This window comes from Gammaproteobacteria bacterium (genome assembly GCA_013003425.1).
Classification (GTDB): domain Bacteria; phylum Pseudomonadota; class Gammaproteobacteria; order Steroidobacterales; family JABDKV01; genus JABDJB01.
The window spans coordinates 26,692-50,185 of the sequence record JABDJB010000017.1 but is presented as its reverse complement, the minus strand read 5'-3'; the positions used below and the strand labels follow the sequence as shown (position 1 = coordinate 50,185).

The following is a 23,494-nucleotide window of genomic DNA, read 5'->3' as shown; positions in this document are numbered from 1 at the left end:
CCCGTTCGGGGACGAACCACTGAGGAGAGAGCAGATGTCAGATAAAATGAGTGTAAAACCCCTGAGCCTGGCAGTGGGCGCTGCACTGGCAGCGTCCATGGCCGTTGGTGCGGCCGCCAAAGCTGATGCATCACCGTTCAGCATGACGACCCTGTCGAGCGGCTACATGGTTGATGTCGGCGAGGGCAAGTGTGGTGAAGGAAAGTGTGGCGGCGACAAGGGCCATGACCGCAAGGACAAGAACAAGGGCGACTGCGAAGGCAAATGCGGCGGCGACAAACATGCCGAAGGCAAATGCGGCGGCGATAAAGATGCCGAGGGCAAATGCGGTGAAGGCAAGTGCGGCGGCGATAAAGATGCCGAGGGCAAATGCGGTGAAGGCAAGTGCGGCGGCGATAAAGACGCCGAGGGCAAATGCGGCGAAGGCAAGTGTGGCGGTTCTGCCTGATCTGACTCGTTACCTGTGAAGGATGCCTCCTTCACACAGCCTCTTGTCGTGAGGTTCAGGGTCCGCAGCGGAAACGTTGCGGGCCTTTTTCATTTTTTGCAGTTATTTTTTTCGGCTGAAGCCGCTTTTTACACGATTTCGCGGTAACGGAAACAGCTCACCACGTGGTCATTGACCATACCGGTTGCCTGCATGTGAGCATAGATAATGGTGCTGCCGACAAATTTGAAGCCACGTGATTTCAGATCCTTGCTCAGCGCATCAGATTCTTTTGACGTTGCCGGAACCTGTTTGTCGGAGCGCCATTTGTTCCGGATCGGCTTGCCGTCCACAAAGCCCCAGATGTAGTCGCAGAAACTGCCAAATTCTTCCTGTATTTCCAGGCAGCGTTTGGCATTGTTGATGGCGCTCTCGATTTTCAGCCGGTTGCGGACAATGGAAGCATCATTAACGAGCCGCTCCACGCTGCGCTTGTTGAAGCGCGCAACCTTTTCGGGATCAAAGCCGGCAAATGCCTTGCGGTATCCGTCGCGCTTGTTGAGTATCGTCGACCAGCTCAGGCCTGCCTGGGCGCTCTCCAGAACGAGGAACTCAAACTGCGTGCAGTCGTCGCGTGCCGGTACGCCCCATTCCTTGTCGTGATAGTCGATGTACGCCTGGTTTACACCCAGTGCCCATTTACAGCGTTTTATCTTGTCAGTGTTTGTGGTCATGCGAAGCATGGTAGCGGCCTGGAAAATCGCGGCAGGATGCCGCTCCTACGAAGCGGGAAAAACCGTGGGAGCGCCTTCCAGGCGCGACAAAATCACCCGCAGAGATCATTTGGAAGAATCGCGGCAGGATGCCGCTCCTACGAAGCATGGTTTCGGCCTGGAAAATCGCGGCAGGATGCCGCTCCCACGAAGCAGGGTCGCGGCCTGGAAGAATCGCGGCAGGATGCCGCTCCCACGAAGCAGGGTTGCGGCCTGGAAGAATCGCGGCAGGATGCCGCTCCCACGAAGCATGGTCGCGGCCTGGAAAATCGCGGCAGGATGCCGCTCCTACGAAGCAGGGTTGCGGCCTGGAAGAATCGCGGCAGGATGCCGCTCCTACGAAGCATGGTTGCGGCCTGGAAAATCGCGGCAGGATGCCGCTCCCACGAAGCAGGGTTGCGGCCTGGAAGAATCGCGGCAGGATGCAGCTCCCACGAAGCAGGGTTGCGGCCTGGAAGAATCGCGGCAGGATGCCGCTCCCACGCGGCCTTCCCGTAGGAGCGCCTTCCAGGCGCGATAAGATCATGTCTTGTAGCCCGTCATCTCATCAGAGGAGAAAGTCACGCCAAGCCCCAGCGCAATGCGGTTGACGAAATTGAAGTAAGCGGCAATGAGGTTTACGTCGAGTATGTCACGATCGCTTAGCCCGGCATCACGCAGCTCGTCGATGTCCGTGGTGCCGACGTTGCTGGGCTTGTAGGTCAGCTTGACGGCATAGCTGAGGATACGCGCGGTCCTGTCCGGCAGGTCGAGGAAACGCAGGCCTTTCAGCATGTCGCTGATCTTCGCGTCTTTTTCGTAACGGGCCAGCGCCTCGGCATGATGCGTAACACAGTAGGCACAATCATTGGCCGCCGAAACCGCTACCGCTATGGCTTCACGATCGGCCCGACTCAGCCCGGACTTGCCAAACATCAGGTGCATGTATAAATCCAGATGCTTTTGCATCGCGCCCGGGTTGAGGCTGTGCACCTTCATTATGTTGGCGACCTTGCCGCGCTGCTTTGTCAGCTGCTCGTAGACTTCCTTCAGTTCGTCGGTCGCTTCCTGCGGTTCTATTTCTTCTATCCATGCCATTCGCTTAGCCCTCGGTGGCAAAAATGCGGCCCGGATCAGCAAAAGCCTTGAATTCAAGCGCGTTGCCACTCGGGTCGCGTATAAACATTGTGGCCTGCTCGCCGGCCTGACCTGCAAAACGGGTTTGCGGCCGGATCAGAAAATTCACGCCGGCCTGTTCCAGTCGCTGGGCCAGTTCGCGCCACACCGGCAGTTCCAGAATGGCGCCAAAATGACGTACCGGAACAGATTCACCATCGACCGGGTTGGTTGCGACTGCCCCGGCAGACTCGGTCAGGTGCGCCGTTATCTGGTGACCGAAGAAGTCGAAGTCAATCCAGCGTTTCGACTGCCGGCCGATCGGGCAGCGCAACAGGCCGTTATAAAAATCTCGCGCCTGCTTGAGGTCGGTGACGGGGAATGCGAGATGGAAAGGCGTCACTGGCGTTAACTCTGCGGCAGCCAGTCCTTTGGTTTGAGAAACTCATCGTACAGCGCCGCTTCGGCGCTACCTGCCTCGGGATGGTAATCGTATTCCCAGCGTACCAGCGGCGGCAGGCTCATCAGGATGGACTCTGTGCGCCCGCCGGACTGCAGGCCAAACAGCGTGCCGCGATCGTAAACCAGGTTGAACTCCACATACCGGCCGCGACGATAAAGCTGGAACTGCCGCTCGCGCTCGCCATAGTCGTGGTGGCGGCGGCGTTCGCATATCGGAACGTAGGCAGGCAGGTAGTGCTCACCGACAGAGCGCGTGAAGGCAAACGCCGTCTCAAAATCGGGCTCGTTCCAGTCATCGAAAAAAAGACCGCCGATACCGCGTGGCTCATCCCGGTGACGCAGATAGAAGTACCTGTCGCACCAGTCCTTGAGCTGCGGGTAGACCTGTTCACCAAACGGTGCACACGCTGCGTGTGCCGTTTCGTGCCAGTGCCGGGCGTCTTCAGCAAAGCCGTAGTAGGGCGTCAGGTCAAAGCCGCCGCCAAACCACCAGACCGGATCGGCGTTTTCTTTCTCCGCAACAAAAAAACGAACGTTGGCATGTGAGGTGGGTACATACGGATTGCGCGGATGCATTACCAGCGAAACCCCCATGGCCTGGAAGCTGCGACCGGCCAGCTCCTGACGGTGGGCTGTAGCCGAAGCCGGCAGAGAATCGCCGGTAACCTTGGAGTAATTGATGCCGGCCTTTTCGAACAGCGCCCCGTCAGTCAGAACCCGGCTGTCACCGCCGCCGCCGGCTGGCCGTTGCCAGCTGTCGCGGTGGAATTTCGCGCCGCCGTCCAGCTGTTCCAGCGTGGCGGTAATGTCGTCGTGCAGGGAACAAAGCCATTGCTCCACTGCCGCAACCTGTTTTTCACCTGCCGTCATCTATGCCCTGATCAATTGTCCACTGCGAAGGTCGCGAATGGGCGTCGCTCCGCCCAGCCGGCCAACCGGGCCGCTGAGTATATAGTCCAGCTGCTCCCCCATCATCCGACGAACGGCATGGGCGCTGCGTGCCGGCGGGTGGCCGGTGATATTGGCGCTGGTTGAGACCAGCGCGTGGCCGCAGCTTGCGCACAATGCGCTTGCCACCGGGTGGTCAGTGACCCGTACCGCGATGGTGGTGTGCCTGCCGGTAATCCACTCAGGCGCGCTGTCAGCCGCCGGCACCAGCCACGTCTGTGGCCCGGGCCAGCTGTCCTCCAGCTGCTGACGCGCCGGTTCAGGCAAAGGCGCGAAGTAGTTGTTGAGCAGATCGATGTGTGCGGCGATGAGTATCAAACCCTGTTCTGCCGGACGCTGTTTGATATCGAGCAGTCGCGCAACGGCGTCTTCGTTTTCCGGGTCACAGCCCAGCCCGTAAACACCTTCGGTCGGGTAGGCAATAACACCACCCGCCGCAACGGCTGCAGCGGCGCGTCGAATCAGGAACGAGCCAGGCATGGAACGACGACCCGTTTAATCAGCCCTTGTCAGAAGCGGCAGTGCTGCCGGTCTTCTTCGCGGTCTTTTTGCGCGTCGTCTTCTTTTTGGCTGTTTTCTTTTTAGCCGTTTTTTTCTTCGCGGCCTTTTTCTTCTTTTTCTTTTTCTTCTTTTTCGCGGCAGCTTTCTTCCGTGGCACCTTCTTCGCTGCCTGTTTCAGTTCGGTCGTGCTCTCGGCCTTGCCGGTTTTCTTTTTCTTTTTCTTCCGGCGGCCGCGTACCGGTGCTTTCTCCAGCAGCTCCTGGCACTCTGCCAGCGTCAGGCTCTCCGGCTCACGATCTTTAGGTACGCGGGCGTTCTTTTCCTTGTTGGTTACGTAGGGGCCGTAACGGCCACGCAGTATCTGGATGCCCTCGTCGGGAAAATCCTTTATCAGCCGGTTGGCGTCCTCAATCTTTTTCTCTTCGATAAGCTCGAGGGCGCGCTTGAGCTGGATTGTGTAAGGGTCGTCTTCGCCGCGTATCGACACAAACTTGTTGCCATAGCGAACATACGGCCCGAAGCGGCCAATCGAAGCCGAGACCGGATCACCGTCGGCAGTTTCGCCCAGCTTGCGTGGCAGCTTGAACAGGTCTATGGCTTCTTCAAAAGTAATCGAATCCATGCGCTGGCCGGGACGCAGCCCGGCAAACTTCGGCTTGTCCTCATCGTCACGGGTGCCGATCTGCACAAATGGCCCGTAGCGGCCCATGCGCACCGACATTGGTTTACCGGATTTCGGGTCAGTGCCAAGCTCGCGTGCATTTACGGCTTCGTCGCGCGAGACGTTTTCTTCGGTGTGGGCGACCAGTTTGGCGAACGGGCCCCAGAATCTTTCCAGCAGAGGCTGCCAGTCTTCCTCGCCACGTGATACGGCGTCCAGCTCGTCTTCCATGTTGGCGGTGAAGTCGTAGTCGACGTACTGGGTAAAGAAGTTGGTCAGGAAGTTGTTCACCACGCGGCCGATGTCGGTTGGCGTGAACCGCTTGCGGTCCAGCTCGACATACTCGCGATTGACCAGCGTCGAGATAATGCTGGCGTAGGTGGACGGCCGGCCGATGCCAAATTCTTCCAGCGCCTTGACCAGACTGGCTTCGGTGTAGCGCGGCGGCGGCTCGGTGAAGTGCTGGTCCGGCAGAACTTCCTTCAGATTGACACGATCGCCTTCTTCCATTGGCGGCAGGATGCGGTCCTTGTCGTCGGTTTTCTTGTCGTCCTGGCCTTCCTGGTAGACGCTCATGAAGCCGGGCTCAACCAGCACCGAGCCATTGGCGCGGAAGCGGTGACGTTTCGGGCCATCCTCGCCCGCGACCAGATCAGCGGCGACGGTATCGAATATCGCACTGGTCATCTGGCACGCCATGGTGCGTTTCCAGATCAGTCCATAAAGCTTTAGCTGATCGCTGTCGAGTGACCCTTTTAGAGAATCCGGCGTTCGCTCCACGGAGGTTGGGCGGATGGCTTCATGCGCCTCCTGTGCGTTTTTGGCCTTTGTCTTGTAGGCACGGGGCTCATCGGGGAGCTTGTCCTTGCCGTAGCGGTCGACAATGACAGCGCGAATTTCCTCGATGGCATCGGCCGCCAGCGAGACTGAGTCGGTTCGCATATAAGTAATGAGACCAACTGGCCCGGACCCGGTATCCAGGCCTTCGTACAGTTTTTGTGCTGTACGCATCGTGCGCTGAGCGCCAAAGCCAAGCTTGCGTGAAGCTTCCTGCTGCAGCGTCGATGTAGTGAATGGTGCCGTCGGGTTACGCCGGCGTTGTTTCTTGGTGATTTTGGCAACGAGCAACTTGCCTTTGGCCGCATCTTTGAGCGTCTTTTCGACGCGGTTGGCATGGTCTTCATCGCCAATGGTGAACTGCTCGATCTTCTCGCCGTCAAATTCTGCCAGCCGGGCGGTGAATTCGGTCTTGTCTTTTTCAACCTGGGCGTCGACGGTCCAGTATTCGCGTGGATTGAACGCTTCGATTTCGAGTTCGCGCTCGACAATAAGGCGTAAAGCCGGGCTCTGCACCCGGCCGGCCGACAATCCGCGGCGGATCTTCTTCCACAGCAGCGGCGACAGGTTAAAGCCGACCAGGTAATCCAGCGCACGGCGTGCCTGCTGTGCATTGACCAGGTGGTCGGACAAATCCTTGGGATTCGCTATCGCCTCGCGCACCGCGTTTTTTGTGATCTCGTAAAACACGACGCGGTAGACCGGTTTGCCGTTAAGCGCTTTGCGTTCGCGCAACAGCTCGGTCAGGTGCCACGAAATAGCCTCGCCTTCACGGTCGGGGTCAGTGGCCAGGTACAGCGCATCGGCTTTTTTCAGCGCTCGGGAAATGGCATCAACGTGCTTGCTGTTTTTGTCGATCACGTCGTACTTCATCGCGAAGTTGTTTTCCGGATCGACAGCACCTTCCTTTGGCACGAGGTCACGCACGTGACCATACGAGGCCAGTACCTGGAATTCCTTGCCAAGATACTTCTCGATGGTTTTCGCCTTGGCCGGCGATTCCACGATGACGAGGTTTTTACTCATTTATATAGCTTGCGCCGCTGGTGGGGGTCAGTGGAGTACGGCAGGGCCGTCCTCGAATACCAGGTTCTCCATGCGCGCATATTCTTCATGCTGGTCGGACTGGCTGTAAAGCACTATGAGCACAATCCACTTGATTTGTTCCATATCAATGTCGGTGTCGCCCAGCGCCATCAGGCGGTCCATGACGATTTCCAGCTGAGCCGCCCGCAGGATGCCGATGTGCTGCAGGTGCATCAGGTAGCCGACCGCATCCACGCCAAGCTGCGCGGTCTCGGCGCCGGAAAATACCCGCAGGGCATCGGCGTCTGGCGTATCGGAGGAGTCGGTGTCGTTCAGTTCGTCGAGCCATGCGAATGCGCGGTCGACGTTGGGCTCGTCAAAACCGGCCTGCAATAACTCCCCGCGCAACACGTTGCGGTCCGACTCGGGCTCGATATCAGCGTCGGCAAATGCTTCGAACAGGTACATCAGTACGTCGAGCACGCTTTCTTTCATTCAGTAGATCTCTTTTTTCCTGTCCTGGAGAAACCGCCACCGGCGACCTGGCTTACATAGCCGCGGAGCTCCAGGATCAGCAGCATGGATGAAACCTCATTCGCCGTCAATCCGCTGCGTTGGACCATTGTGTCGATTTGCGTAGGCTCATAACCGATACAATCCAATAACTTGGCGTAATCCTCATCGAGCCTGTCATGGTCCGCAACGGCGCTCTGAGCGGGCTCGATTTCGTGTGCAGCCTGAAACACTGGCGCGAGCTCGTCGAGGATGTCGGTTGACGATTCGACCAGCTTGGCGCCTTCGCGAATAAGGCGGTGGCAGCCGCGTGACAGCGGATTGTGAATGGACCCGGGGATGGCAAACACTTCGCGGCCAAATTCGATGGCGCGATGTGCCGTAATCAGCGAGCCACTGCGGTGTGCTGCCTCGACCACCAGCGTACCCATCGCCATGCCCGCGATTATCCGGTTGCGCTGCGGGAAATGTGCACGACGCGGGGGTGTTCCGGGTGGGAATTCGCTGACCAGGGCACCGTTCTGGCGGATGCGATCGGCCAGGCCGGCACGGTCGGCCGGATAGACCTGGTCCAGCCCGGTGCCGCAGACGGCGATAGTCCGGCCCGTTCCGTCCAGCGCGCCGGCGTGGGCGCAGGAGTCGATGCCGGTCGCCAGTCCGCTGGTGATCGCCAGGCCGCAGCCGGCCAGGTGACGGGCGAATGCAGTTGCGTTGTCGCGGCCGGTCGCCGTCGGGTTACGGCTGCCGACTATTGCCAGCTGCGGCAGCGCCAAAGTCAGCGGATCGCCATCGACAAACAGGGCTAGCGGAGCACCGGGTGTAGCAGCGAGCAAAACGGGATAGTTGTCGGCTCCACGCGGGATCAGTTCACGGCCGGGTTTTGCCAGCCACGCAAGATCAGCGTCAACAAGCGCATTATCAGGGTGTAGTAATGCGCTGATAGTCTTTTCTTGCAGACCGGCCTGCCGCAGGCCGGAGCGGCCAGAGGCAATGACTGTTGCGGCGTCGCCGTATGTTTCGAGCAGCTGATCGACAATAGTGCTGTTCAGGCCAGGTGCCCGGAGCAGGATCAGCCAGCTGCGTAAATCAGTCATCGACACCCATGCTACGCGCCAGCGATTATTCGGCAAGCCAGGATAATGTGTCAAAAAGTAAGCTTTCTTGCTGCGCCGCTATATGTTGCGCTGATGTTATGCTGTTTTGAACTGTTGGTATTTCAAGTAACAGCATCGTCAAATTCCTCAAAAAACTACCAATCGACCTTGGCCAGGGAGAGTTGCGCAACACCACCAAGGGCAAGCTGATTGCGCTCGAGCTGGTGCCGGAAGGTGACGGCCACAGTGCGCTGGATGTTGGCTGTCGCGAAGGTACCCAGAGCCGCTGGCTTGAGCGGCACGGTTACCATGTCGCGTCGATCGATATCGAGAAGCACTATGAGAATGCCCTGATCGCCGATGTAAATGACGGCCTGCCGTTCGCAGACGCGTCGTATGATCTGGTCTGGTGCAGCGAAGTCATCGAGCACCTGCAATCACCGGAGCAGTTCGTTGCCGAATGTGAGCGGGTGCTGAAACCGGGCGGGAAGCTTATTCTGACAACGCCTAACAGCGCGTTCTGGTTGTATCCACTTGCCAGGCTGTTCGGCAAGACGCCGCGCGATCTGCAGCATGACGGACACCTGCATTTCTTTTCGCTGCGGGACATCAGGCAGCTGTTTCCCGCCGCGCATATCTACGGCTTTTTCCCTTACGCAATTTTCCGATTCAGGATAACCAGGGCCATCGGGTTGCTGTCTCCGACGTTCGTCATTGAAATGGAGCGGCCATAGCACGATGGCCACTGATCACGCCCGGTTGTTTACGCGCTTCGCCGCAGTTGGCGGTATTTTCTATATTGCTGCCGTGTTGCTCAATGCCTATGCGATTGATGTCGCTGGTTTTGACTCCACCATCTCTTCACTGGTGGTGCTCGGCGTGTTGTTTATCGCCAAATACCAGGTTTACCGGATGACCGATATCGTTAACCCGGGGTTCTGGCGTTATTGTTTGGTCAACATCCTGATAACGTTGGCAGCCAGCCTGATAATCGGCTACCTCGTGAAGTCCGGTCTACTGAATGGCACGTTGGCCACCGCAACGGCGCTGGCGTTTTTCTTCGTGCTGCGTTACGTCGTGCTGTTCATGACGCGGGTAATAAGAAATCCAGCCTGAGTGCCAGGCTATTCCGGGTTGCGCACGGTATCGAGCACGTTGATTTCGCTGGTCGCGTGCATTATCAGGCCGTAGCTGATCTCCTCAGCCACACGAAATACCATCATTTCGCCGGCATGCTTGTCTGGCAGCTGCAATTTCTTGCGGCGGAACAGGCTGCTGAAGCCACCGGCTTGTGCGAAACGGTCGTGTATGACCTCGCCGGTTTCGTACACCGACAGCACGTGGCCTGTGGCTATACCGTGATTGGATCCGCGATTTATTGACACGATCTGGTAGGTGCCGATCAGGGAAACGCCGTCTACTACGGAGATGATGCGGCCCTCGACCGGCTGCTCGGGAGCGCGCGGAAAAAAGCTCAGCGGCAGCTTTGGATCTTCCAGGATCAGGATGTCGCCTTTCAGCGCTTCACGTCGTGTTTCGGTCAGGAACAGCGTCGACGGGTCGCCGGTTTCTTCGATACGGCCTTCGCCGACATACAGCCCTTCGAAACCGAGCAGCCTGCCGCTGTCCGGGTCGAACAGCTCGTCACCGACGTTGTAAACATGAAAACGTGTGCCGGCCGGCGCATCAGTGCCACGCACGTAGACATGAAAACCGGAGCCGGCAATCAGGTGGCTTTCGCGTATATCCACGATGTAGGGCGAACGCCGCACTGTTTTCTTGTCGAGGACAGTGGGCTTTGACAAAAAGCCGGCAATCGCGTCGTAGGGAATGGTCGGTATCGCATCTTCCAGTGACTGGTAGCGGACTTCCGGCGAAAGGCGCACATCGGCCGAGACCCCGCCACGGTCGATGCGGATCTGCGGTCGGCCATCGACCCAGACCAGGCTGAGCACATCACCGGGATAAATCAGGTGCGGGTTATCGATTTGCGGATTGACATACCAGATCTCCGGCCACAACCAGGGATCCTCGAGAAACAACCCGGAGATGTCCCACAGCGTGTCGCCCCTGACGACGGTGTAACGATCCGGAGCGCCGGGCTTGATCGGCACGGCAACAGGGTTGCTGTCATATTCGGTGCCATAGCCGCGATTGCTGTCTGTGGCAGGCCGCAGCTGCGGATGCGATTGCGGCGCCGGGGCAGCGGGAGCCGGGCTGTACACCGACGGCGCGCTGGCAGCAGTCTGCTCTGCAGCCTCACCCGATTGGGGCATGTAGGACTTGATCGTGGAGCAGGCGCCGGTAAGGGCGACCAGGCTCAGAACTGCCAGTCGGGCGGAAATTGGGTATGCCATGTGCGATGTGCTCCGCTAAAAATGCCGTTTTGCGCGGTATACTGGTTTCAGGTGCTCGAGAAGCCGGACCGAAGGGAACATTTGTGCAGTGCAGCGGGTCACTATCAGTGACCTGTTTCCCGGCGCCGGAGGCCCTGTTTCTCGACTTGTCATAACTTTATCAGCTTCTTGTGTCATTTTGCACGAAGTAGCTTGCTAAATTGCGGCACAGTTCACACATGAACAAGCTCACAATATTGGAATTTCCTGATTCGAGGCTTCGGACCCGTGCCGAGCCGGTATCGGCCGTGGATGACGACCTGCGGGCCCTGATCGACGCCATGCTCGTGACCATGTACGAGGCCCCCGGAATCGGTCTTGCCGCCACCCAGGTCGATGTCCACAAGCGCCTCCTGGTCACCGATGTGTCGTCCGATCAGAGTGAGCCGCTGTGTTTTATTAATCCTGAAATCCTCGAGCGTGCAGGCACCGTTATCACCGAGGAGGGCTGTCTGTCCGTGCCCGATATATTCGCAAAGGTCGAGCGATCCGAGCAGATTCGCGTCACGGCACTCAACCGCGATGGCGAGCAGTTCGAGATGGACGCAGAAGGTATCCTGGCGGTGTGCATCCAGCATGAAATGGATCACCTCGAAGGCAAGCTGTTTGTCGATTACCTGTCAGAGCTGAAGCGTCAGCGCATCCGCAAACAATTGGAAAAATCGCGGCGGCTGCGTGTCGATCATCCGGTGCCGTCAAACGTACCGGTGATTTGAGCGCCGCCACGACCACTGACAACAAAACCCTCCGCGTAGTTTTTGCCGGCACCCCGGATTTCGCCGTGCCGTCGCTGCGTGCGCTGGCTGATGCCGGCAGCCCGGCGTGCGAGATTATCGCGGTGTATACCCAGCCGGATCGGCCGGCGGGTCGTGGACGGCGTGTCCGTTACAGCGACATCAAGCAGCTGGCGTTGCACCTCGGGCTGCCTTTGCAGCAGCCGGAATCGTTGCGTGATGACCAGGCACAGGAAACCCTGCGCCAGCTCGATCCGGACCTGATGATCGTCGCGGCCTATGGTCTGATCCTGCCGCAGGCCGTGCTCGACATTCCGCGCCTGGGTTGTGTCAATGTGCACGCGTCATTATTGCCACGCTGGCGCGGCGCCGCCCCGGTGCAGCGGGCCATGCTCGCCGGTGACCCGGTGACCGGTGTCACCCTGATGCAGATGGATGCGGGGCTCGATACCGGCGCCATGCTGGCAAAAAGCGAGACGCTCATCGGCGCTGACGAGACCGGCGGTGAGCTGACCGACCGGCTGGCCACGCTCGGTGCGGAACTGTTGCTTGCCCGGCTTGCAGACATTGCCGCCGGTGCGTTGACCGCGGTGCCACAGGACGACAGCCAGGCAACCTATGCACCGAAGCTGAAAAAAAGCGAAGCACGAATCGATTGGCAGCAAGCCGCAGCACAGATTGCATCTCAGGTTCGCGCGTTCAACCCATGGCCGGTTGCCGAGACGCGCTGGCGTGGCCGCCAGCTGCGCCTGTGGACTGCGCAGGCGCTCGATGAAGCTGCATCGGGTGTGCCCGGGACGGTCAGCGTGACCGGGCCGGCGCTGAAGGTTGCCACCGGCGCTGGCACGCTGCAGGTCACCGAGCTGCAGCCGGCGGGCAAACGAGTGATGCCGGCTGCGGCATTTCTCAACGCCCACGAAATGGCTGGCGCCGTGCTTGGCGATGGTTGTGATGCCTGATACAGCAAGGACAGCGGCGGCGCGCGCTATTGCCAGAATGCTTGGTGGCGCGACGCTCGACAGCGTGCTGCCGCCGCTGCAGGGTTCGCTGGCAGACGAACGGGAGCGTGGCCTGGCCGGCGAAATCAGCTTTGGCGTCGCGCGCTGGTATTTTCAGCTCGCCGCAATTGTCGACGAGTTAGTCGACCGCCCGGTGAAGGACAAGCTCATGTTGGCAGTACTGCTGGCAGGCCTGTACCAGTTGCGTTTCATGCGGGTACCACCGCATGCGGCGATTTCGGAAAGCGTCAATACAGTGCGACGCGTCGGCCGCCCGCGTGGTGCCGGCATGGTCAATGCAGTATTGCGGCGTTACCAGCGTGAGACGGACAAGATTGATGAAAAACTGGCTGGCACTGCGGCGACCCGCCACGCTTATCCGCAATGGCTGGTCGACCGGCTCGCCGCTGACTGGCCTGAGGCAACCGGTCTGTTGCAGGCCGGCAACGAGCGACCGCCGATGTGGTTGCGTGTAAACCGGCGGCGCAGCGATATCGACAGCTGGTGCGCGGCGTTCGTTGATCAGCACGATGCAGAGCCGCAGCGGTCGCAGTGGGCCGCCGATGCCGTGGCGTTACCGCAGCCGTTGCCGGTGGAACAGATCCCCGGTTTCACTGCCGGCGAGGTTTCGGTCCAGGATGCCGGCGCGCAACTCGCCGCGACCATGCTCGACCTGCGTGATGGTATGCGCGTGCTCGATGCGTGCGCCGCACCGGGCGGCAAGACCTGCCATATTCTTGAGAGCGCGGATGTGCAGGTAACGGCTGTCGACCACGATGAGCGGCGACTGGGAAAAGTACAGCAAAACCTGGAGCGGCTCGGGCTGGAGGCAAGCGTTACCGTCGGCGATGCCGCGATGCCGGAGCAATGGTGGGACGGTCGGCCTTTTGACCGCATTCTGCTCGATGTACCGTGCTCGGCTACCGGGGTTATCCGCCGGCACCCCGACATAAAGCTGTTGCGCCGTGCCGGCGATATCGACGCTTTCGCGGCCCGCCAGCTGGCGATGCTGGTTGCAACCTGGCCGTTGCTGGCGCCTGGCGGGCGCCTGCTGTACGCCACCTGCTCGTTGCTGGCAGCGGAAAACTCACGCGTCGTTGAGGCCTTCATGGCGCGTGAATCCGGCGCACAGACGCGCGTTCTCACTCCCGGCTGTGGCCTGGCGGGCGGCTTCGGCGTACAGATACTCACCGGAGAGGCAGGGATGGACGGCTTCTATTATTCTTGTCTGGAAGCGGCCTGACGGGCCGGATTAATTAATGATTAAAGCGGCGGCAACAGACTGGCGGCAGCGCACCGGGTGGCTTTTGGCCAGCCTGGCAGCAGCCCTGAGCTTGCTCGCCACAGACGTTCACGCGATCAAGAACGGCGACTTTGTCATCGTGGCGGCATACGCCGACGAAATTGACGGCGTTTACTATCTCAACGCGACGATTGATTACGACCTGAACGATGTTGCGCTGGAAGCGCTGGCGCGCGGTGTCGCGCTTACTTTCGAGCTCCGCATCGACGTGCGTCGCACGCTGAAGTGGCGACCGGATAAAAACGTCGCCGAGCTGCTGCAGTTGTACGAGCTGCGGTATCACGCCCTGAGCGAACGCTACATTGTGCGGAATCTTAACAGTGGCGAACAGGAGTCCTTCCTGACGCTCGCTGCGGCACTGTTGCGGCTCGGTGAAGTGCGCGAGTTGCCGGTGCTCGACAGTGCACTGCTGCGGGATGAGCGCGAATACGTGCTACGCCTGAAAACGGTTCTGGACATTCGCTCGTTCCCGGGCCCGTTGCGCGTACTCGATGTGTTCTTTGGTGACTGGCGTCTCGCCAGTGAATGGTACGACTGGAGGCTGCCGCACTGATGCGCCTGGTATATACGCTGCTGGGAATCGCGGGTGCAGTTCTGATGCTGATCTCGCTCGGGCTGCTGATACGCAGCACCAGTGACGCAAGCAGCTTTAACCAGATGCACGAGACCATCCTGATCATGAACGTTGCCGGCGTTGCGGTCCTGCTGCTGCTGGTAATCGGCAACATGATCCGGCTGGCACGGGAATACCGCCGTCACCTGCCAGGTTCGCGGCTCAAGGCACGCATGGTTGCCATGTTTGTCGTGCTGGCAGTGCTGCCCGTGGTTGTGGTCTATTACTTTTCGCTGCAGTTCCTGCAGCAGGGTATCGACAGCTATTTCGATGTGCAGATCGAGACCGGTCTCGATGATGCGTTGCGGCTCAGCCGCGGTGCGCTGGATCTGCGCATGAATGATTACCTGGAACAAACCAGGAACATGGTCGATGCAGTTGCGAGCGCAGAGCAGGTTGAACTGGTGGCGACGCTGAGCCGGCTGCGCCGCAGCAGCGGCGCCAGCGAGCTGACCGTGATCGGCCAGAACAGCCGCATCATCGCGACCAGCACAGAGGGAGACTCGATCACGCTGCCGTCGCTGCCCGGCGATGAAGTGCAGTTGCAGCTGCGCCAGGGAAACGCATTCGTCGGCCTCGATCCGCTTGGTGGTGGTGGATTTATGGTTCGCACTGCCGTGTCTGTACCGCGGCGCAGTCCCGCCGATGAAGTACGTATGCTGCAGGGGCTTTACCCGGTTACCGGCCGTCTCAGCGGGCTGGCCGAATCGGTGCAGCAGGCCTACACCCGCTATGGCGAGGCCGCCTATCTGCGCAAGCCACTCAAATACAGCCTGACGCTGACGCTTACACTGATCCTGCTGGTTTCGCTGCTGGCCGCCGTGTGGGGTGCGTTCCTGTGGTCAAGACGGCTGGTAGCGCCAATCCAGTCGCTGGTTGCCGGCACCCGCGCCGTTGCTGAAGGCGATTTCGACACGCGGCTGCAGACCCGTAACCGCGACGAGATTGGTTTTCTTGTTAACTCCTTTAATGACATGACCCGGCGCCTGGCTGAAGCCCGTGAGAGTGCCCGTCGCAGTCAGCAGGCGGTGGAGAATGAACGTGCCAATCTCGCGGCGGTGCTGGCAGGGCTGTCCAGTGGCGTAATTGCACTGGAGCCGGATCTCACGTTGCGTGTAACCAACCGCGCGGCGGCAGCAATACTCGGTGCTGACCTGCAGTCGCATGTGGGCGCGCCGCTGACCATGACCGGTCTCAATGCACCGCTGCTGGATCAGTTTGCTGCCGTTATCCGCAAGCACATCGAGGATGGCGAACCGGACTGGCGTGACGAAGTGGTGCTGCGCGGACCGGGCGGCCGAACCGTGCTGAATACAGCGTGCACTGCCTTGCCTGGTGAAGACGAAATTCCGCTGGGATATGTCGTGGTGTTCGACGACGTCACCGAGCTGCTGCAGGCGCAGCGTGACGCTGCCTGGGGCGAGGTGGCACGCCGCCTGGCGCACGAAATAAAAAACCCGCTCACGCCAATCCAGCTGTCGGCCGAGCGCATGCGGCGGCGCTATCTCGACACCATGAATGACACCGATGCAAAGGTGCTTGACCGATCGACCCACACCATCGTGCAGCAGGTCGAGGCTATGAAGGCAATGGTCGATGCATTCAGCGAATACGCCCGTGCCCCTGCGCTGGAGATTGACCACATTGATCTGAATCGCATCGTTACAGAAGTTGCGGAGCTGTACCGCAGCCGCGAGCTCAGGATGGATTTGTCTCTCCAGCTGGATCAGTCGCTCGGCACCATCGAGGCCGATGCTGGTCGCATGCGGCAGATGCTGCACAACCTGTTGCGCAATGCCGGTGAAGCGCTTACCGATGATGGCAAAGTCAGCCTGTTCACGCGGCGGCGTCGCGATGAAGGTGCTGAGCTGGCCGAGATAGTCGTTGAGGACAACGGTCCGGGGTTTGCAATGCCGGCAGAACAAATTTTTGAACCGTACGTAACCAGCAAAAGTAAGGGTACCGGGCTTGGCCTGGCTATCGTCAAGAAGCTGGTCGAAGAACACGGCGGCCGTATCACCGCGGAGAATCCCGCATCGGGCGGCGCCCGGGTGACGGTTTTGTTGCCGGTTGATGAAGAGGGTCGCGCATTGCTGGCGCATGGCCGGACATCGTCGTTTGCATCTGGCGGAGGCATCGCATGAGTGCTGCACACATATTGGTAGTTGACGACGAAGCGGATATCCGTGAGCTGCTCGAGGAGATCCTGCGCGAGGAGGGTTACACGGTCAGTATCGCGGCAGACGCTGCGGCAGCGCGCGAACGGCGTAAACAGCACGAACCTGACCTGGTGCTGCTGGATATCTGGATGCCCGATACCGATGGCATTACCTTGCTGCGCGAGTGGGCAGAGTCAGGAAATCCGTCAAACGTCGTGATGATGTCCGGTCACGGCACGGTTGAAACGGCCGTCGAGGCAACCCGGCTGGGAGCGCTGGATTTCATCGAGAAACCCGTCTCGCTGGCAAAGCTGCTGAAGACGGTGGAGCGGGCGCTGACCCGGCAGCCACGCAAGGTCAGCCGCGGCATCGTACCGAAAATGGTCGCGCCGCTAGGCAAAAGCCAGGTCATGCAGGACCTGCGCGAGCAGATAAAGCGCATTGCCGGGCATGACAGTAACGTGCTGCTGGTCGGGGAGGTCGGCACCGGTCGTGAAGCCTTTGCCCGCTTTCTGCATTCGTTAAGCGATCGCGCCGGTGAGCCGATGGTAACTGTAGTAGCCGGTTCGCTTACCGAGGACAATGCCGAAGAGCTGCTGTTTGGCAGCATCAAAGATGGCGACTCCAAGCCCGGTTACCTCGAGCAGGCGCGTGGCGGGACGCTGTTCCTGAACGAAATAGAAGACCTGCCACCACATGCGCAGACACTGCTGCTGAGCGCACTCGAGTCAGGCGGCTACCGCCAGCACGGCAGCAGCGATGTAACACCGCTGGAAGTCCGCATCATTACCTCGTCCGGAACCGGCGTAGAGTCCAGCATGCAGCGTGGCAAGCTGCGACGTGATTTGCTGGCCCATCTGAATGTAATCCGGTTACGCATCCCGCCACTGCGCGATTACAGTGAAGACGTGCCAGACCTGTTGCGTTATTACGTCGACAAACTGGTCGACAAGCAGGGCCTGCCACTGCGCCGTTTCAGTGTTGCCGCGCAGAACCGGCTGCGCAACTATCCCTGGCCGGGCAATATCAACGATCTGAAAAATATGGTGCATCGCCTGCTTGTGCTTGGCGGTGCCGAAGATATTTCACTGGCCGAAGTAGAGCAGGCGCTGGAAGTTGAATCAGCACCCGCGGAGTCACTGGTCAAGCAGGACTTGCTGGCGCTGCCGCTGCGTGAAGCGCGCGAGCAATTTGAGCGCGCCTACCTGCAGCAGCAGCTCGACATCTGCGGCGGAAAAGTAGGGCTCCTGGCAAAGCGTGTCGGCATGGAGCGCACCCACCTGTATCGCAAGCTGCGTTCACTGGGGGTGGAGTTTGGCAGCAGCAGCGCGGCGGATGATTGACGGGCGCTTCAGCGACTGACCGCGTCGAGAAAAGAAACAAGCTGTCGGTTGACTACATCCGGCGCCTCGAGGCAACAGTTGTGGCCGACCTCCGGGATGACGACCAGTTTCGAGCCATCGATGCGTTCGTGCATCTGGCGTGAATGTTCTGCCGGCACAGCTTCGTCTTCGGCGCCGGCGATAATCAGTGTTGGCACCTGCACCGCGTGGATTTGGTCCAGAACGGCGGGCCGCCGACGCACGCCGATTGCGGCGCGCACAATGCCGCTGCGACGGTTGGCCAGCAACTCCTTGCGCCAGATGCGGCGCTCCTCGCGGCGCTGCGGGTCGTTGAGGAACCGGCGACTGAAGATCAGCCGCATGGCGCGACCCGCAACCGGGCGCACACCGAACAACCGCACCACCGCCGTCATCGACATGCTGCGCAGCCGGTCAGCAGGACCGTCGGCTGCGGCGCCGGTATTTATCAGCGTCAGCGACCGGATGAATTGCGGCTCCTGCAGCGCCAGCCGCAGGCCTACAAACCCGCCCATCGACAGGCCGACATAGTGGCAGGGCGCGGCATCAAGCTTACGCAGCAGCGCCTTGACGTCACGACCCAGCGTGTTCATGTCATAGCCGGTCCTGGCTGTTGCGCTGCGGCCCTGACCGCGGAAGTCCATAGTGATACAGCGAAAACGTTCGCGTAACGGCAATACCTGGTGGTGGTACATGCGGCCGCTCAGCGTCAGCCCGTGGGCGAGAAACACGGTTTGCTTACCGGTACCGTGCTCTTCGTAGAAGATCTCCGTGCCATTTATTCTGGCTAGCGGCATTATTCCCCGACTCTCAATACCAGCACTTCGACATCGGCTTCGCGCAGCTGGCGCCGCGTCGTTTGCAGTTCGTCCAGGTCGGTAAACGGTCCCAGCCGCACGCGGTGCCAGCGCTTGTCATCGATAGTTACGCGCTGAATCTGCGATTGCAGCCCCTGCAGCGCCAGTCGTGCTTTCATGCGATCAGCATCTTCGAAAGCCTGGAACGAGCCGGCCTGCAGCACGTAGATACCGGCTTTTGCCACCGGTGCAGGGTTGTTACCGGTTTTGCTGACCGTGCTCTCCGTTTCGGGTATTACGACCTCGAAGTTTTTCAGCATCTCGTAAAAATCGAAGCGCGATGCTGGTTCTTCTTCTTCGGCCATGGCCGCTTCGCTGGCTGACGAGGGAATGGCCGACGTGTTTGCCACCGGCGCGGCAGGTCGCATTTGCCGCCGATCCTGCAGGTGTACCGCCAGCGCTACCGCCAGGCCTACAGCCAGCCCACCGAGACCCCAGACCCATCCGGGCGTGGCGTCTTTCTTGCGACTGCGCCGATTTTTGTAGTCGCGGGTCATCGTTACATGGTTTCCGGCGCGCTGACGCCGAGCAGCGCAAGCCCGTTGCAAATGACACGCTGTGCCGCACACGCCAGCACCAGGCGTGCGTTACGCAACCCGGCATCATCATCGACAATGAACCTTGCGGCGTTGTACCAGGTGTGGAACAGGTTGGCGAGTGAACGCAGGTAGTGCACCAGATGGTGCGGCGCACGGTTTGCTGCTGCCAGCTCGACAACATCGGCGTAACGATCGAGCTCTGCGATCAGCTCGGTTTCCTGCTTGCTTTCCAGCTTTGCAAGGCTGTCCAGCCCCATCTGCATATCAATTTCGTAGTCACGTTCTGCCAGCGTGCGCAGGACACTGCATACCCGCGCGTTGGCGTACTGGATGTAATAGACCGGATTCTCTTCTGTTTTTGATTTGGCAAGGTCAAGGTCAAAGTTCAGATGCTGATCGTTCGAGCGCATGACATAGAACAGCCGTGCCGCATCATTGCCTACTTCACGGCGCAGCTCGCGCAGCGTTATGAATTGCCCCGAGCGAGTCGACATCTGCACTTTCTCCCCGCCGCGATACAGGGAAACGAACTGCACCAGCCGGACCTCCAGCGAATCGGCGGGTTGGTCGAGTGCTTCCAGCCCGGCGCGAACGCGGGCCACATAGCCATGATGATCGGCGCCGAGCACATCAAGCAGCAAGTCACTGCCGCGTTGTCTCTTGTTGAGGTGGTATGCGATGTCCGGGGTAACATATGTGCGCTGCCCGTTCTCGCGGATTACAACGCGATCTTTTTCGTCCCCATAAGCACTGGAACGAAACCAGGTGGCGCCATCTTTCTCGTACAGGTCACCGTGCTTTTGCAGCTGCTCCAGCGCCTGTTCGACCATTCCCTGCTCAACCAGCTGACGTTCCGAAAACCAGTTGTCGAACTCGACGCCGAATTCTGCAAGGTCGTCGCGGATATCGTCGAGCACCGCGTCGAGCGCAACGCCGGCCACGAGGGCATAGTCATCGCCGAGCAGGTCTTTTGTCCGCGCAATCAGCGCATCGATATGGCGTTCCCTGGCATCGCCGTCGCCGTCAGCCGGAACGTCATTGAATACGTCAGCAGCCGGGCGCACGAAGTCATTCCCATGCTCACGTGCGAGGACGCCGGCAATATCCAGCAGGTAGTCGCCGCGATAACCGTTGCCGGGAAAGTCCAGCTGCTCACCGGCCTGCTCAAGGTAACGCAGCCACAGGCTGACCGTCAGGATATCAATCTGGCGGCCCGCGTCGTTCACGTAGTACTCACGGTGAACGTCATGGCCGGTGGCCGTCAGTAGGTTTGCGATGCTGTCCCCGTATGCTGCGTGGCGACCATGACCAACATGTAATGGGCCGGTCGGGTTGGCCGAGATGAACTCGACCAGCACCGGTCGACCGTTGCCGATGTCACTGCAGCCAAACTGTTCGCCCCGCTCGACGATGCGCCGGATTACTGCGAACCTCGCATCACGGCTCAGGTGAAAATTAATAAAACCTGGTCCGGCAATCTCGATGCGATCCACCAGCTCCGACGCAGGTAATGCAGCCACCAGGCGCTCGGCCAGCTGGCGCGGATTGCTGCGTGCCGCCCTGGCCATGACCATCGCAATATTGCTGGCAAAGTCGCCATGCCGGGCATCGCGCGCTCGTTCGATGTTTATGGCAGGCAATTCCGTATCGGCGGGCAGGCTGTCATCAGCAACCAGTGCCTGCAGCGCGGTCGTAACCAGTTGTGCGATGTGGTCTTTCATGGCGACGGAAGTCTATCACCAAGCGTGCATATGCAGCGGGGTCGAAAGGTTACGTTTTAGAACAGCTCAACCGGGTCAATATCCAGCGACCAGCGGATCCGGCGCGCATCAGGAAGCCCGGTGAGCTTTGTTTTCCAACCCTGCAAAAAAATGTGCAGCGGCTTGCGCGCGCCCTGGATCAGCAGTTGCGACCGGTAACGCCCCGCGCGACGGGGCATCGGTGCGGCAGCAGGGCCGAGCAGGCGCACACCTGCAGGCGGGTTAGCCAGCTCACGGGCGGCTGCCAGGAAGCGAAGCGGAAGCTGCTCATCACTGGCGTCGGCGCGCAGCAATGCCAGCGCTGCATACGGTGGCCAGCCGGTGGCTTCGCGTTCAGCCAGGGCGGCAGCGGCGAAACACGTGTAACCCTCCGTAGCCAGCATGTTCAGCAGCGGGTGTTCCGGGTATTGCGTCTGGACCAGGACCTCGCCTGGTTTTTCCGCGCGCCCGGCACGACCGGCAACCTGGATTACAAGCTGCGCCAGCCGCTCGTTGCTGCGTGGGTCCGTGCCAAACAGCCCCTGGTCAGCGTCGACAATGCCGACCAGCGTCACGCCGGGAAAATGATGCCCCTTTGTGAGCATCTGTGTGCCGATGAGTATCTGTCGCTGGCCGGCATGGATTTCGCCGAGCATCTGCTCGAGCGTGCCACGGCGTCGTGTGCTGTCACGATCGATGCGCGCAATAGCGTGTTCGGGAAACAGGCGCGCCATTGTCTCCTCCACGCGCTGCGTGCCGAGCCCGACCGGCTGGGGTTCGCTGTCGCATTCGGGGCACGTTTTTTCGGGCGCTCTTTCGCTGCCACAGTGATGGCAACGCAGCCGGTTGATGGCGCGGTGCAGGGTCATGCGCGCATCGCAACGCCGGCAATCCGATATCCAGCCGCATTCAGGGCAAAACCAGGCGGGTGCAAAACCACGCCTGTTGAGGAACAGCAGCACCTGGTCTCCCGCGGCCAGGTGTTCGCGCATTGCGGCGACCAGCGATGCCGAAAAGCCGGCGTCGACCGGTTCGCGTCGCATGTCGATCAGCCGCATCTTTGGCATGGCCACGGCGCCGGGTCGCGCTGGAAGCTCAAGCTGGCGATAGCGGTCCTGGCTGACGTTGTGCAGACTTTCCAGTGACGGCGTTGCCGAGCCGAGCACAACCCGGATGCCATGGCGCTGCGCGCGCAACACGGCCAGGTCACGGGCCGAATAACGAAACCCCTCCTGTTGCTTGTAAGACGTATCGTGTTCTTCATCGACCACGATCAGCTTTGGCCTGGCCAGCGGCACGAATACTGCCGAGCGTGTGCCTACCACGACATCGGCACTGCCGTCGGCGGCCGCACGCCACGCCGCCAGCCGCTCGGACTCGTTAAGCCCCGAATGCATTACCGCAATCGTGCCGCCGAGCCGTCGGCGGAAGCGCTCGACCAGCTGTGGCGTCAGGCCGATCTCCGGCACCAGCACCAGAGCCTGGCCGCCGGCGCCAACCAGTTCATCGATTAACTGCAAATAGACTTCAGTCTTGCCACTGCCGGTTACGCCGTACAACAGAAACGCTGCAAAACCATTGGCAGCGCGGATCTCGTTGACGGCGGTCTGCTGGTGCCGGGTGAGCTTCCGCCCCGTTTCGCTGGCCGGGATGGCAGCCAGCGTATTGGCAATTGGTACCTCGACGCGCCGCACCCAGCCTTTTTTTTCCAGGTTCCTGACAATCGGTCGCCAGCCGCGACCGAGCTCAGCGTCGAGCGTTGCGGCAGTTACCGGCCTGTCGATTGCTCCCAGCAGGGTCAGCGCGGCAGCCTGCCGCGGCGCGCGGCGTTGCAGGGCATCGTGGTCGATATCCGGGCCGGCCTCGCTGCAGCGCCATGCATCGGTGGTTTCGTCCAGGGCGCGGCCCTGTCGCAACAGGGCGGGCAGAGCGGCAGCGAATACTTCGCCCGGCGGGTGCTGGTAGTAGTCCGCCGCCCAGCGCAGCAGGCTGATCAGCGTCTCATCAAGAAGGGGTTTTTCGTCCAGCACCGCAGTGACTGGCCGCAGCTTTTCAGGCGCGACGCTGCTGTGGGCGTCAGTCTCGACGACGACACCGATGCTGTTGCCACGGCCAAACGGCACGCGTACGCGGGTGCCCGCTGCCGTTGGCCCGCTTGCTGGTGCCGTGTAATCGAACAAGTGATCGACAGGCGTCTTTAATGCCACCCGCACAATGTGGTTTGGTCGCGTCATGTGCCGCCGACTTTTCCACAATAGCTGTGGATAGCGCTGTGGATTATCTGGGGCAAAGGGCCCTGCGAGCGGTGCTCACGGGGTACTTTGTACGACTTGCTCAATTTTTGATCTGCCCGGCTTGTGATTAAGAATCAGATAGTTAGAGATCATTACCAGACATAACGACTGAGGCAATCAGCGTAATGCCATGTAAACGCTGGCGTTGTGCATAAAGCGCGCGT

22 protein-coding genes are annotated in these 23,494 nt (G+C 60.2%); 9 read left to right on the top strand and 13 right to left on the bottom strand.

Annotated elements, in window-relative coordinates:
• Positions 1-34: 34 nt before the first annotated feature.
• Positions 35-448, top strand: coding sequence for a hypothetical protein (locus HKN06_03420; GenBank protein NNF60363.1), 414 nt, complete (start codon positions 35-37; stop codon positions 446-448).
• Positions 449-576: 128 nt separating this feature from the next.
• On the opposite strand, the gene HKN06_03415 is transcribed toward HKN06_03420, so the two are convergent.
• The 8 genes from HKN06_03415 to dprA form a co-directional block, all read right to left on the bottom strand.
• On the bottom strand, positions 577-1,161 hold the full coding sequence (locus tag HKN06_03415) for a DNA-3-methyladenine glycosylase I (protein NNF60362.1): 585 nt from the start codon (positions 1,159-1,161) through the stop codon (positions 577-579).
• Between the two features lie 561 nt (positions 1,162-1,722).
• Complete coding sequence (locus tag HKN06_03410) at positions 1,723-2,277, bottom strand: peroxidase-related enzyme (protein NNF60361.1); 555 nt, start codon at positions 2,275-2,277, stop codon at positions 1,723-1,725.
• A 4-nt stretch (positions 2,278-2,281) separates the two neighbouring features.
• Complete coding sequence (locus tag HKN06_03405) at positions 2,282-2,722, bottom strand: VOC family protein (GenBank protein NNF60360.1); 441 nt, start codon at positions 2,720-2,722, stop codon at positions 2,282-2,284.
• Positions 2,704-3,627, bottom strand: a complete 924-nt coding sequence (gene hemF, locus HKN06_03400; protein NNF60359.1) for an oxygen-dependent coproporphyrinogen oxidase — start codon at positions 3,625-3,627, stop codon at positions 2,704-2,706. Before hemF ends, HKN06_03405 begins: the two co-directional genes overlap by 19 nt.
• A complete protein-coding gene (locus HKN06_03395; GenBank protein NNF60358.1) occupies positions 3,628-4,185 on the bottom strand; it encodes a threonylcarbamoyl-AMP synthase in 558 nt (185 codons plus the stop codon).
• Between the two features lie 19 nt (positions 4,186-4,204).
• Positions 4,205-6,730, bottom strand: a complete 2,526-nt coding sequence (locus HKN06_03390) for a DNA topoisomerase I (GenBank protein NNF60357.1) — start codon at positions 6,728-6,730, stop codon at positions 4,205-4,207.
• 27 nt (positions 6,731-6,757) lie between these two features.
• Positions 6,758-7,225, bottom strand: coding sequence for a DUF494 domain-containing protein (locus tag HKN06_03385; protein ID NNF60356.1), 468 nt, complete (start codon positions 7,223-7,225; stop codon positions 6,758-6,760).
• Complete coding sequence (gene dprA, locus HKN06_03380) at positions 7,222-8,337, bottom strand: DNA-protecting protein DprA (GenBank protein NNF60355.1); 1,116 nt, start codon at positions 8,335-8,337, stop codon at positions 7,222-7,224. Before dprA ends, HKN06_03385 begins: the two co-directional genes overlap by 4 nt.
• Before the next feature lie 182 nt (positions 8,338-8,519).
• Here dprA and HKN06_03375 point away from each other — a divergent pair, with 182 nt between their 5' ends.
• Positions 8,520-9,071 carry a class I SAM-dependent methyltransferase gene (locus HKN06_03375; protein NNF60354.1) on the top strand — a complete coding sequence of 184 codons (552 nt, stop codon included), beginning with the start codon at positions 8,520-8,522 and terminating at the stop codon, positions 9,069-9,071.
• Between the two features lie 4 nt (positions 9,072-9,075).
• On the top strand, positions 9,076-9,453 hold the full coding sequence (locus HKN06_03370; protein NNF60353.1) for a hypothetical protein: 378 nt from the start codon (positions 9,076-9,078) through the stop codon (positions 9,451-9,453).
• Positions 9,454-9,461: 8 nt separating this feature from the next.
• Here HKN06_03370 and HKN06_03365 read toward each other — a convergent pair whose 3' ends face one another.
• On the bottom strand, positions 9,462-10,694 hold the full coding sequence (locus tag HKN06_03365; GenBank protein ID NNF60352.1) for a LysM peptidoglycan-binding domain-containing protein: 1,233 nt from the start codon (positions 10,692-10,694) through the stop codon (positions 9,462-9,464).
• 218 nt (positions 10,695-10,912) lie between these two features.
• Here HKN06_03365 and def point away from each other — a divergent pair, with 218 nt between their 5' ends.
• From def to HKN06_03335, 6 genes are read left to right on the top strand one after another with little or no spacing between them, the layout of a single operon-like run.
• Positions 10,913-11,449, top strand: a complete 537-nt coding sequence (gene def, locus HKN06_03360; protein ID NNF60351.1) for a peptide deformylase — start codon at positions 10,913-10,915, stop codon at positions 11,447-11,449.
• A complete protein-coding gene (locus tag HKN06_03355) occupies positions 11,446-12,426 on the top strand; it encodes a methionyl-tRNA formyltransferase (GenBank protein NNF60350.1) in 981 nt (326 codons plus the stop codon). The genes def and HKN06_03355 overlap by 4 nt, the downstream gene beginning before the upstream one ends.
• Positions 12,419-13,708, top strand: a complete 1,290-nt coding sequence (gene rsmB / locus HKN06_03350) for a 16S rRNA (cytosine(967)-C(5))-methyltransferase RsmB (GenBank protein NNF60349.1) — start codon at positions 12,419-12,421, stop codon at positions 13,706-13,708. Before HKN06_03355 ends, rsmB begins: the two co-directional genes overlap by 8 nt.
• 16 nt (positions 13,709-13,724) lie before the next feature.
• On the top strand, positions 13,725-14,321 hold the full coding sequence (locus HKN06_03345; GenBank protein NNF60348.1) for a DUF4390 domain-containing protein: 597 nt from the start codon (positions 13,725-13,727) through the stop codon (positions 14,319-14,321).
• Positions 14,294-16,525 (top strand): HAMP domain-containing protein, encoded by a 2,232-nt coding sequence (locus HKN06_03340; GenBank protein NNF60347.1) that lies wholly within the window; start codon positions 14,294-14,296, stop codon positions 16,523-16,525. The genes HKN06_03345 and HKN06_03340 overlap by 28 nt, the downstream gene beginning before the upstream one ends.
• The gene (locus HKN06_03335; GenBank protein NNF60346.1) at positions 16,522-17,883 is read left to right on the top strand and encodes a sigma-54-dependent Fis family transcriptional regulator; all 1,362 of its coding nucleotides are present in this window, start codon (positions 16,522-16,524) and stop codon (positions 17,881-17,883) included. The genes HKN06_03340 and HKN06_03335 overlap by 4 nt, the downstream gene beginning before the upstream one ends.
• 8 nt (positions 17,884-17,891) lie before the next feature.
• On the opposite strand, the gene HKN06_03330 is transcribed toward HKN06_03335, so the two are convergent.
• From HKN06_03330 to HKN06_03315, 4 genes are read right to left on the bottom strand one after another with little or no spacing between them, the layout of a single operon-like run.
• Positions 17,892-18,698, bottom strand: coding sequence for an alpha/beta hydrolase (locus HKN06_03330; GenBank protein NNF60345.1), 807 nt, complete (start codon positions 18,696-18,698; stop codon positions 17,892-17,894).
• Complete coding sequence (locus HKN06_03325; GenBank protein NNF60344.1) at positions 18,698-19,255, bottom strand: SPOR domain-containing protein; 558 nt, start codon at positions 19,253-19,255, stop codon at positions 18,698-18,700. The genes HKN06_03330 and HKN06_03325 overlap by 1 nt, the downstream gene beginning before the upstream one ends.
• 2 nt (positions 19,256-19,257) lie before the next feature.
• Complete coding sequence (locus HKN06_03320; protein ID NNF60343.1) at positions 19,258-21,018, bottom strand: arginine--tRNA ligase; 1,761 nt, start codon at positions 21,016-21,018, stop codon at positions 19,258-19,260.
• 56 nt (positions 21,019-21,074) lie between these two features.
• Positions 21,075-23,270, bottom strand: a complete 2,196-nt coding sequence (locus tag HKN06_03315) for a primosomal protein N' (GenBank protein NNF60342.1) — start codon at positions 23,268-23,270, stop codon at positions 21,075-21,077.
• Positions 23,271-23,494 lie beyond the last annotated feature (224 nt).

Coding starts and splice junctions, on each gene's coding strand:
- HKN06_03325 (NNF60344.1), bottom strand. CDS start 19,255: ATGACCCGCGACTACAAAAATCGGCGCAGTCGCAAGAAAGACGCCACG.
- HKN06_03420 (NNF60363.1), top strand. CDS start 35: ATGTCAGATAAAATGAGTGTAAAACCCCTGAGCCTGGCAGTGGGCGCT.
- HKN06_03330 (NNF60345.1), bottom strand. CDS start 18,698: ATGCCGCTAGCCAGAATAAATGGCACGGAGATCTTCTACGAAGAGCAC.
- HKN06_03395 (NNF60358.1), bottom strand. CDS start 4,185: ATGCCTGGCTCGTTCCTGATTCGACGCGCCGCTGCAGCCGTTGCGGCG.
- HKN06_03390 (NNF60357.1), bottom strand. CDS start 6,730: ATGAGTAAAAACCTCGTCATCGTGGAATCGCCGGCCAAGGCGAAAACC.
- HKN06_03415 (NNF60362.1), bottom strand. CDS start 1,161: ATGACCACAAACACTGACAAGATAAAACGCTGTAAATGGGCACTGGGT.
- def (NNF60351.1), top strand. CDS start 10,913: ATGAACAAGCTCACAATATTGGAATTTCCTGATTCGAGGCTTCGGACC.
- HKN06_03385 (NNF60356.1), bottom strand. CDS start 7,225: ATGAAAGAAAGCGTGCTCGACGTACTGATGTACCTGTTCGAAGCATTT.
- dprA (NNF60355.1), bottom strand. CDS start 8,337: ATGACTGATTTACGCAGCTGGCTGATCCTGCTCCGGGCACCTGGCCTG.
- HKN06_03335 (NNF60346.1), top strand. CDS start 16,522: ATGAGTGCTGCACACATATTGGTAGTTGACGACGAAGCGGATATCCGT.
- HKN06_03315 (NNF60342.1), bottom strand. CDS start 23,270: ATGACGCGACCAAACCACATTGTGCGGGTGGCATTAAAGACGCCTGTC.
- HKN06_03410 (NNF60361.1), bottom strand. CDS start 2,277: ATGGCATGGATAGAAGAAATAGAACCGCAGGAAGCGACCGACGAACTG.
- rsmB (NNF60349.1), top strand. CDS start 12,419: ATGCCTGATACAGCAAGGACAGCGGCGGCGCGCGCTATTGCCAGAATG.
- hemF (NNF60359.1), bottom strand. CDS start 3,627: ATGACGGCAGGTGAAAAACAGGTTGCGGCAGTGGAGCAATGGCTTTGT.
- HKN06_03370 (NNF60353.1), top strand. CDS start 9,076: ATGGCCACTGATCACGCCCGGTTGTTTACGCGCTTCGCCGCAGTTGGC.
- HKN06_03320 (NNF60343.1), bottom strand. CDS start 21,018: ATGAAAGACCACATCGCACAACTGGTTACGACCGCGCTGCAGGCACTG.
- HKN06_03365 (NNF60352.1), bottom strand. CDS start 10,694: ATGGCATACCCAATTTCCGCCCGACTGGCAGTTCTGAGCCTGGTCGCC.
- HKN06_03340 (NNF60347.1), top strand. CDS start 14,294: ATGGTACGACTGGAGGCTGCCGCACTGATGCGCCTGGTATATACGCTG.
- HKN06_03345 (NNF60348.1), top strand. CDS start 13,725: ATGATTAAAGCGGCGGCAACAGACTGGCGGCAGCGCACCGGGTGGCTT.